The 8,664-nt window shown below is 70.5% G+C and carries 9 protein-coding genes; 6 read left to right on the forward strand and 3 right to left on the reverse strand.

All coding sequences use genetic code 11. The features are described 5' to 3' along the window. The first annotated feature begins 22 nt into the window (after window positions 1-22). From ispG to FE633_RS39725, 4 genes are all read left to right on the forward strand, one after another. Complete coding sequence (gene ispG, locus FE633_RS39710; protein WP_138050030.1) at window positions 23-1,180, forward strand: flavodoxin-dependent (E)-4-hydroxy-3-methylbut-2-enyl-diphosphate synthase; 1,158 nt, start codon at window positions 23-25, stop codon at window positions 1,178-1,180. Window positions 1,181-1,371: 191 nt separating this feature from the next. After that, a complete protein-coding gene (locus FE633_RS39715; protein WP_138050031.1) occupies window positions 1,372-2,220 on the forward strand; it encodes a GNAT family N-acetyltransferase in 849 nt (282 codons plus the stop codon). A 29-nt stretch (window positions 2,221-2,249) separates the two neighbouring features. Continuing rightward, a complete protein-coding gene (locus tag FE633_RS39720; protein ID WP_138050032.1) occupies window positions 2,250-2,819 on the forward strand; it encodes a GNAT family N-acetyltransferase in 570 nt (189 codons plus the stop codon). A 72-nt stretch (window positions 2,820-2,891) separates the two neighbouring features. After that, the gene (locus tag FE633_RS39725) at window positions 2,892-4,586 is read left to right on the forward strand and encodes a proline--tRNA ligase (RefSeq protein WP_138050033.1); all 1,695 of its coding nucleotides are present in this window, start codon (window positions 2,892-2,894) and stop codon (window positions 4,584-4,586) included. Window positions 4,587-4,833: 247 nt separating this feature from the next. Here FE633_RS39725 and FE633_RS39735 read toward each other — a convergent pair whose 3' ends face one another. The 3 genes from FE633_RS39735 to FE633_RS39745 form a co-directional block, all read right to left on the reverse strand. Further along, a complete protein-coding gene (locus tag FE633_RS39735; RefSeq protein ID WP_138050035.1) occupies window positions 4,834-5,772 on the reverse strand; it encodes an aminoglycoside phosphotransferase family protein in 939 nt (312 codons plus the stop codon). A 35-nt stretch (window positions 5,773-5,807) separates the two neighbouring features. Next, window positions 5,808-6,248 carry a DUF4439 domain-containing protein gene (locus tag FE633_RS39740; protein ID WP_138050041.1) on the reverse strand — a complete coding sequence of 147 codons (441 nt, stop codon included), beginning with the start codon at window positions 6,246-6,248 and terminating at the stop codon, window positions 5,808-5,810. 80 nt (window positions 6,249-6,328) lie between these two features. Further along, the gene (locus tag FE633_RS39745) at window positions 6,329-6,904 is read right to left on the reverse strand and encodes a hypothetical protein (protein WP_138050036.1); all 576 of its coding nucleotides are present in this window, start codon (window positions 6,902-6,904) and stop codon (window positions 6,329-6,331) included. Between the two features lie 193 nt (window positions 6,905-7,097). Between FE633_RS39745 and rimP the strand changes: the two genes are divergently transcribed. Together rimP and nusA are read left to right on the forward strand one after the other, a co-directional pair. Continuing rightward, on the forward strand, window positions 7,098-7,604 hold the full coding sequence (rimP, locus tag FE633_RS39750) for a ribosome maturation factor RimP (protein WP_138050037.1): 507 nt from the start codon (window positions 7,098-7,100) through the stop codon (window positions 7,602-7,604). Window positions 7,605-7,606: 2 nt separating this feature from the next. Further along, a complete protein-coding gene (nusA, locus tag FE633_RS39755; RefSeq protein WP_119104653.1) occupies window positions 7,607-8,626 on the forward strand; it encodes a transcription termination factor NusA in 1,020 nt (339 codons plus the stop codon). Window positions 8,627-8,664 lie beyond the last annotated feature (38 nt).

Genomic DNA, 8,664 nt, shown 5'->3' on the forward strand with positions numbered 1-8,664 from the left:
ACAACTTGGGGTTGCACAGCAGATGACTGCGATTTCTCTCGGCATGCCGTCCGTTCCGACCAAGCTCGCCGAGCGCCGGCAGAGCCGGCAGATCCAGGTCGGAACCGTGGCCGTGGGCGGAGACGCACCCGTCTCGGTGCAGTCCATGACGACGACCCGTACGTCGGACATCGGCGCCACTCTCCAGCAGATCGCCGAACTGACGGCGTCGGGCTGCCAGATCGTACGGGTGGCCTGCCCGACCCAGGACGACGCGGACGCGCTGCCGGTGATCGCGAAGAAGTCGCAGATTCCGGTCATCGCCGACATCCATTTCCAGCCGAAGTACGTCTTCGCTGCGATCGAGGCGGGGTGCGCGGCCGTCCGCGTCAACCCCGGCAACATCAAGCAGTTCGACGACAAGGTCAAGGAGATCGCCAAGGCCGCCAAGGACCACGGCACCCCGATCCGCATCGGCGTCAACGCGGGCTCGCTGGACAGTCGGCTGCTCCAGAAGTACGGCAAGGCGACCCCCGAGGCGCTCGTCGAGTCGGCCCTGTGGGAGGCGTCCCTCTTCGAGGAGCACGACTTCCGGGACATCAAGATCTCGGTGAAGCACAACGATCCGGTGGTGATGGTCAACGCCTACCGCCAGCTGGCCGCCGCCTGCGACTACCCGCTGCACCTGGGGGTGACCGAAGCCGGCCCCGCCTTCCAGGGCACGATCAAGTCGGCGGTCGCCTTCGGCGCGCTGCTGAGCGAGGGCATCGGCGACACGATCCGCGTCTCCCTCTCGGCGCCTCCGGTGGAGGAGGTCAAGGTCGGCAACCAGATCCTGGAGTCGCTGAACCTCCGCCAGCGCGGTCTGGAGATCGTGTCGTGCCCGTCCTGCGGCCGCGCCCAGGTGGACGTCTACAAGCTGGCCGAGGAGGTCACGGCCGGTCTGACGGGCATGGAGGTACCGCTGCGCGTCGCGGTCATGGGCTGCGTCGTCAACGGCCCGGGCGAGGCCCGCGAGGCCGACCTCGGCGTCGCCTCCGGCAACGGCAAGGGGCAGATCTTCGTCAAGGGCGAGGTCATCAAGACCGTGCCCGAGTCGAAGATCGTGGAGACCCTGATCGAGGAGGCGATGAAGATCGCCGAGCAGATGGAAGCGGACGGTATCGCTTCGGGCGAGCCCTCTATCTCGGTCGCGGGCTGACGCGATGCCGCGGGTCGGCGCGGGGGTTTCTTCGCCCCCGCCGCCCCTACCCTCCCCCTGGGCTGATTTTCAGCTCAGCGGGGGTCTTGGGCGGAGTCCCCAGTAGGAGGCCCAACCCAAGGGGCGGGCGTCGCCTATTTTCGACAGGTACAGTGCGGAGATCAGCAGACCCCAGGGTGAGGCCCCCGTACGTGTTGACCCAGACGACCACCAGGGTCCTCGAACCGAGTGACCTGGACGCCGCGCTCGCCGTCCTCGACCGTGAGCCGGTCGCCAACGCATTCGTGACGTCCCGGATCCACGTCGCGGGCCTCGATCCGTGGCGGCTCGGCGGCGAGATGTGGGGCTGGTACGAAGAGGGCATGCTGACGTCCCTCTGCTATGCGGGCGCCAACCTCGTCCCGATCTGCGCCACCCCCCGCGCGGTACGCGCCTTCGCGGACCGGGCGAGAAGAGCCGGCCGTCGCTGCTCCTCCATAGTCGGCCCCGCCGAGGCCACCGCCCAGCTGTGGCGGCTGCTCGAACCGAACTGGGGCCCCGCCCGCGAGATCCGGGCCCACCAGCCGCTGATGGTCACCGACGGGCTGCCCGCCGACATCGCCCCGGATCCCTACGTCCGCCGCATCCGCAAGGACGAGCTGGAGACGATCATGCCCGCCTGCGTGGCGATGTTCACCGAGGAGGTCGGCGTCTCGCCGCTCGCCGGTGACGGTGGGCTGCTCTACCAGGCCCGGGTCGCCGAACTCGTCGGCTCCGGGCGCTCTTTCGCCCGCCTCGGCCCGGACGGCCAGGTCGTCTTCAAGGCGGAGATCGGCGCCGCGACCCCGCAGGCCTGCCAGATCCAGGGCGTCTGGGTCGCGCCCGAATACCGGGGCCAGGGCCTCGCGGTCCCCGGCATGGCGGCCGTTCTGCGGTACGCCCTCGCGGACGTCGCACCGATCGCCAGCCTGTACGTCAACGACTTCAACACGGCCGCCCGGGCGACCTATCACAGGGTCGGCTTCCAGGAGGTCGGGGCCTTCATGAGCGTTCTGTTCTGACGCCCTAACAGGGCCTGTAGTCTCCCCGCATGCTGCGCTTCCCCGGTCAGGGCCCTGGTACGCCCGACGATGTCGTCATCGGCCCGCTGGACCTGGCCGCGCGGGTCGACGAGGCACTCGCCGTGCAGGCCGTGGCCTTCGGACTCGGAGCGGACGAGATCGCCGTACGGCGGCAGATCGTGCTGCGGCATCTCACCTCCCCGGGCGCCCGCGCACTCGGCGCCACGACACCGAGCGGCCGGCTCGTCGGCTTCGTCTACGGCATGCCCAACGACCGCTCGCACTGGTGGTCCACCGTCGTCGAGCCCTATCTGCGCAGCCAGGGCCACGAGGCCTGGCTCGACGACTCCTTCGTGATCACCGAGCTGCACGTCCACCCGCACTACCAGAACCACGGCATCGGCCGCGCCCTGATCACCACGATCACGGACGGCGCCGACGAGCCCCGCTCGATCCTCTCGGCCATCGACACGGACAGTCCGGCCCGCGGCCTGTACCGCTCACTCGGTTACGAGGACCTGGCCAGGCAGGTCATGTTCCCCAGCGCGCCCAAACCGTACGCCGTCATGGGAGCCCCCTTGCCCCTCCGCCGCCGCTAACGGATTTCCGCAGGAATGGCACGCCCGGCTAACCTCCTAGCCATCACCCTTACGCAGCAGGAGTTAACAATCATGGCCCAGGTCCAGCGCATGTCCCGGTTGATGGTCAAGACACTGCGCGACGACCCGGCGGACGCCGAGACCCTCAGCCACAAGCTGCTCGTCCGCGCCGGCTACGTGCGCCGCAACTCCGCGGGCATCTGGACGTGGCTGCCGCTCGGCAAGAAGGTCCTCGACAACATCGCGCGCGTGGTCCGCGAGGAGATGGACGCGATCGGCGCGCAGGAAGTGCTGCTTCCCGCCCTGCTGCCCAAGGAGCCCTACGAGGCGTCGGCCCGCTGGGAGGAGTACGGCGATCTCCTCTTCCGCCTCAAGGACCGCAAGGGCGGCGAGTATCTGCTCGGCCCGACGCACGAGGAGATCTTCACCCTCGTCGTGAAGGACCAGGTGGCCTCGTACAAGGACCTCCCGGTCATGCTCTACCAGATCCAGACGAAGTACCGGGACGAGGCCCGCCCCCGCTCCGGCGTGCTGCGCGGCCGCGAGTTCCAGATGAAGGACTCGTACTCCTTCGACACCACGGACGAGGGACTGGCGGAGTCCTACCGGCTGCACCGCGAGGCCTACCAGAAGATCTTTACGCGCCTGGGTCTGGACTACCGCATCGTCTCCGCCGTCTCCGGCGCCATGGGCGGCTCGGCGTCGGAGGAGTTCCTCGCGCCGGCGGCCGCCGGTGAGGACACCTTCGTGGACTGTCCGGCCTGTGACTACGCGGCGAACACGGAAGCGGTGACGTTCGCGCTGAAGCCGGTCGAGGGCGCCGAGCACGGACCGGTCGAGGACCTGGACACCCCGGACACGCCGACCATCGAGAGCCTCGCCGAGCACCTCGGCGTACCGGCCTCCGCCACCCTCAAGAACCTCCTGGTCAAGGTCGACGGCGAGATCGTCGCCGTGGGTGTCCCCGGTGACCGCGAGGTCGACCTCGGCAAGCTCGGCGAGCACCTCGCCCCGGCCGTCGTCGAACTCGTCACGGCCGAGGACTTCGAGGGCCGCGAGGACCTCGTACGCGGTTACGTGGGCCCGCAGGGCCTGGAGAAGGTCCGCTACATCGCCGACCCGCGCGTGGCACCGGGCACGGCCTGGATCACGGGAGCGAACAAGGCCGACACCCATGCGCGCAACGTGGTCTGCGGCCGGGACTTCCAGGTCGACGACTACCTCGACGTGGTCGTCGTCCAGGAGGGCGACCCCTGCCCCTCCTGCGGCACCGGCCTCAAGCTGGACCGCGCCATCGAGATCGGCCACATCTTCCAGCTGGGCCGCAAGTACGCGGACACCTTCCAGCTCGACGTGCTCGGCCAGCAGGGCAAGCCGGTCCGCGTGACCATGGGCTCGTACGGCGTCGGCGTCTCCCGCGCGGTGGCCGCCCTCGCGGAGCAGTCGGCGGACGAGCAGGGCCTGTGCTGGCCGAAGGAGGTCGCGCCGGCGGACGTCCACGTGGTCGCCGCGGGCAAGGCTCTGCAGACCGAGCTGGCGCTGGACGTCTCCGAGAAGCTGGGTGCGGCGGGCGTTCGCGTCCTGGTGGACGACCGGGCCGGCGTCTCGCCCGGTGTGAAGTTCACCGACGCTGAACTCATCGGCGTCCCCCAGATCCTGGTCGCCGGCCGCCGCTCCGCCGAGGGCGTCCTGGAACTGAAGGACCGCCGCACGGGCGAGCGCGAGGAACTGACGATCGACGAGGCGATCGCCCGCCTGACGGCGTAACTGGCCCAGGGTTTTTTCGCCCCCGCCGCCCCTACCCATTCCCGTCCCCTGGGGCTCCGCCCCAGACCCCGCTCCTCAAACGCCGGAGGGGCTGATTTTCAGCCCGTCCGGCGTTTGAGGACGAGGCCGCAAGGCCGATACGGGGGTCTGGGGGCGGAGCCCCCAGGTACGGGATGATGGGGGTCCCCCCTGCTCGAGCGAAGCCGAGAGCTTGGGGGAGGGTAGGGGCGGCGGGGGCGGAACCCTCTCACAGCCACCCGGCAAGCTCCAGCAACAACTCCGCGTCCTGGACCCGCCCCACACGCCGCGCCCGCACCCCCGACTCGACGGCCCGGAAAAGCGTCCACCCCCGCACCCGCTCCTGCTCCACGTCCAGAGACTCCGCGAGCCGCTTCACGCGCCGGCGCGTCATCGAGGCGCCGGACGGAGAGGCGATCAGGTCCTCGACACGGTCGCGGACCAGACGGGCCAAGTCGAAGGCACACTCACCCACCACGGGATCCGGCCCCACGGCCAGCCACGGACTGCGCTCACCGGCGAGCACCTTGCTCTGCCGAAACGTGCCGTGCAACAGCCGCTCCTCCGGCGGAGCCGCCAGCAGGGCCTCCCGTGCCGCCAGCGCCGCGTCGACCAACGGCACGGCCTCCGCGTCGGCACTCGCCCGCATCGCGTCGGCCTGCCGGCCGGTCCGCTCCGCCACGGTCTCGAAAGCGTGCCCCGCGGGCGGCTCGACCCACAGCCGCCGCAGCACACCCGCCGCCTCCAGCATCGACTTCGCCTCGGGCAACGACCGCACCGACACATCCGGATGCAGCCGCTCCAGAAGCAACACGCCCTCGGTGCCGTGGGTGCCGTGGGTGCCGTGGGCGCTGGAGGGGACGGCGGAGCCGTACGGCTCCAGGAGTCGTACCGCGCCCAGGCCGTCCCAGTGCGCGAGCGCTGCTCGCTCACTCTCCGGCCGGGCCCGCGGCGGCGCGAGCTTGAGTACGGCGGGCGTCCCGTCCGGCAGCCGCACCAGCAGCACGAAGCTGCCGCGCCCGCCGGGCACCTGTACCCGCTCCACCGTCAACTCGCGTACCGCAACGGCCTGCTGAGCCGCTTCGGGCAGCTTCTCCAGCCAGTCGTCACCGCCCGGTGCCGTCTCGCCGAGTGCCTTGACGAGACGCCGCGGCGGTTCGAAAGCCATACGCGAGTCGTTCCCTTCCAGTCCGCGTGACGAAGTTACGCCTGTGGTGTCGCCGACACCGCGGAGGCGGCGCCCCGCTCGGCGAGACCAGGGAAGGCTACGCTCCCGCCACGCCAGCGCGCCGCCCGCACCGCTGCCTCCCGCAGCGCCCGAGCGGCATCGCGCCGCCGCTCACCCTCGGCGGCCCGGACCAGATCCGAGTACACCCCGGCCACCCGCTCCTCCAGCTCGGCGGCGAGCCGGACCGCCGCGTCCGAGTCCGGCACCGGGAACGGCAGCGCGTACGCGGCCGCCGCCGGCTCGGGCTCCTGGCCCACATCCCGTACGGCCCGCGCGAGTTCGTCGCGCCGGGCCCGATGCGCGTCGTACGCCGACTGCGCCTCGGCCCGCAGTTTCTCGCTCACCTTCCCGCCGACGACCCCGTACCCGTACACGGCGGCATGCTCGGCCCCGAGCGCGGCCTGCACGGCCTTCAGCTCCGCAGAAGCCTTCGCCTTGGCCCCCGCCCTCGCGTCCGCGTTCGCCTTCCCGGAACTCCCGGAACTTCCGGAACCGCTCACTTCCCGCCCTCCGTCAACAAGTACGCGTGCACCGCACCGGCCGCCGCCACCGAGGCCAGCAGCCGCGCCAGCTCTCCCGGTACCTCCGCGAGAGCCTTCGTACGCCGGTCCGCCAGCTTCCGTTCCGCCGAGGCGAGTTCCGCGAGGGCGTCCTCCTCCTGGGGCGGCACACCGGCCGACGCGCTCGCGGACGGAGCGGCGGACGGGTCGGCCGAAGCCGGCGGAGCGGCCGCGGCGGACGCCGAGGCCGAAGCTCCGGCGGCAGACGTCCGTTTCCCGCCCCCGAACGCCTTCGCATGCCGTACGACCTCCGCCCGCAGCGGCGACAACCGCTCGGCCAGCGTCGGATGTACGGCGAGCACGGCCGCGTACCGCTCCGCGAGCCCCTCGCTGTCGCGGGCCGCACGCGCGCGTGCCCGGTCGGCGGCGGAAGGGCTCTCCTCGGTGCTCTCGGGGCCGGAGTCGGGATCGGAGCAACCGGCGAGAAGTACGGCGCCCGCGGCGGCGGCTCCGGCGAGCAGACTCCTTCGGCGCGGCCCGGACAGGGGGCGCGGCGGCAGGGTGAACGGCAAGGCAGACGTCCTCGGCAAGCTCGTACGAAAGGAAGGAAGGACAGCGACCCGGAGTCTCTCAGGACCTCTCTGCCCTGGATCAAGGTACCCGCGGTGACATGCCCGTGGACGGCAACACCCTCCCGGACCCGATACCCTTTGACCTGACACGCGACCTTCCCACAACAGCACACGCGGCCGAGGAGTCACCCGGATGAGCACCACCCAGAGCGAGAGGCTGCGAGAACTACTGGAACCGCTCGTCAGCTCTCAGGGACTCGATCTCGAGGAGATCGAAGTGGACTCGGTCGGACGCAAGCGTGTGCTACGCGTCGTCGTCGACTCCGACGAAGGAGCGGACCTCGACCGGATCGCCGATGTGAGCCGCGCGCTCTCGGCGAAGCTCGACGAGACGGACGCGATGGGCGCGGGCGAGTACACCCTCGAAGTGGGCACCCCTGGTGCGGAGCGCGAGCTCAAGGAACACCGTCATTACGTACGCGCCACCGACCGGCTGGTGAGGTTCCAGCTGACCGAGGGGGGCGAACTGATCGCCCGGATCCTGCAGGTGGATGACGAGGGCGTGGACCTCGAGGTGCCCGGTGTGAAGGGGCGCAGGCCCACCGCCAGGAGGCTCGCGTTCGAGAAGATCGCCAAGGCGCGCGTCCAGGTCGAGTTCGGCCGAAAGAACCAGCACGCAGAGAATGCGGAGGAGGCGTAGCCGTGGACATCGACATGAGTGCCCTGCGGGGCTTGGTGCGGGAGAAGGAGATCTCCTTCGACCTGCTGGTCGAGGCGATCGAGTCGGCCCTCCTGATCGCCTACCACCGCACTGAGGGAAGCCGCCGCCACGCGCGCGTGGAGCTCAACCGGGAGACCGGCCATGTGACCGTGTGGGCGAAGGAGGACCCGGAGGACCTCGAAGAGGGTCAGGAACCCCGGGAGTTCGACGACACCCCGTCCGGTTTCGGCCGCATCGCCGCCACCACCGCCAAGCAGGTCATCCTGCAGCGTCTGCGCGACGCCGAGGACGACGCGACGCTCGGCGAGTACGCGGGCCGCGAGGGCGACATCGTCACCGGTGTCGTCCAGCAGGGCCGTGACCCGAAGAACGTGCTCGTGGACATCGGCAAGCTGGAGGCGATCCTGCCGGTGCAGGAGCAGGTCCCCGGTGAGACGTACCAGCACGGGATGCGGCTGAGGTCGTACGTCGTTCGGGTGGCGAAAGGTGTCCGTGGGCCCTCCGTGACGCTCTCCCGGACGCACCCCAATCTGGTGAAGAAGCTCTTCGCCCTCGAGGTGCCGGAGATCGCCGACGGGTCCGTCGAGATCGCCGCCATCGCCCGTGAGGCGGGGCACCGCACGAAGATCGCCGTCCGGTCCACCCGTTCGGGCCTGAACGCCAAGGGCGCCTGCATCGGCCCCATGGGCGGCCGTGTGCGCAATGTCATGGGCGAGCTCAATGGTGAGAAGATCGACATCGTCGACTGGTCCGACGACCCGGCCGAGATGGTCGCCAACGCGCTCTCCCCGGCCCGGGTCTCCAAGGTCGAGGTCGTCGACCTCGCCGCCCGCTCCGCTCGGGTGACGGTGCCGGACTACCAGCTGTCCCTGGCGATCGGCAAGGAAGGGCAGAACGCCCGGCTCGCCGCCCGTCTGACCGGCTGGCGGATCGACATCCGTCCGGACACGGAGACCGTGGAACAGGCGGGGGAACGGCCGGGAGAGCGCCCGGGGGAATAGATCACGCCCCCGAGGCGCTGAGATCACGACAGCTTTAT

This window comes from Streptomyces montanus (genome assembly GCF_005786655.1).
Classification (GTDB): Bacteria; Actinomycetota; Actinomycetes; order Streptomycetales; family Streptomycetaceae; genus Streptomyces; species Streptomyces sporangiiformans.

What these genes read in the sequence shown, in the direction of transcription:
- FE633_RS39725 (WP_138050033.1), top strand. Translation starts at nt 2,892, where the DNA reads ATGGCCCAGGTCCAGCGCATGTCCCGGTTGATGGTCAAGACACTGCGC.
- FE633_RS39735 (WP_138050035.1), bottom strand. Translation starts at nt 5,772, where the DNA reads ATGGCTTTCGAACCGCCGCGGCGTCTCGTCAAGGCACTCGGCGAGACG.
- ispG (WP_138050030.1), top strand. Translation starts at nt 23, where the DNA reads ATGACTGCGATTTCTCTCGGCATGCCGTCCGTTCCGACCAAGCTCGCC.
- rimP (WP_138050037.1), top strand. Translation starts at nt 7,098, where the DNA reads ATGAGCACCACCCAGAGCGAGAGGCTGCGAGAACTACTGGAACCGCTC.
- FE633_RS39720 (WP_138050032.1), top strand. Translation starts at nt 2,250, where the DNA reads ATGCTGCGCTTCCCCGGTCAGGGCCCTGGTACGCCCGACGATGTCGTC.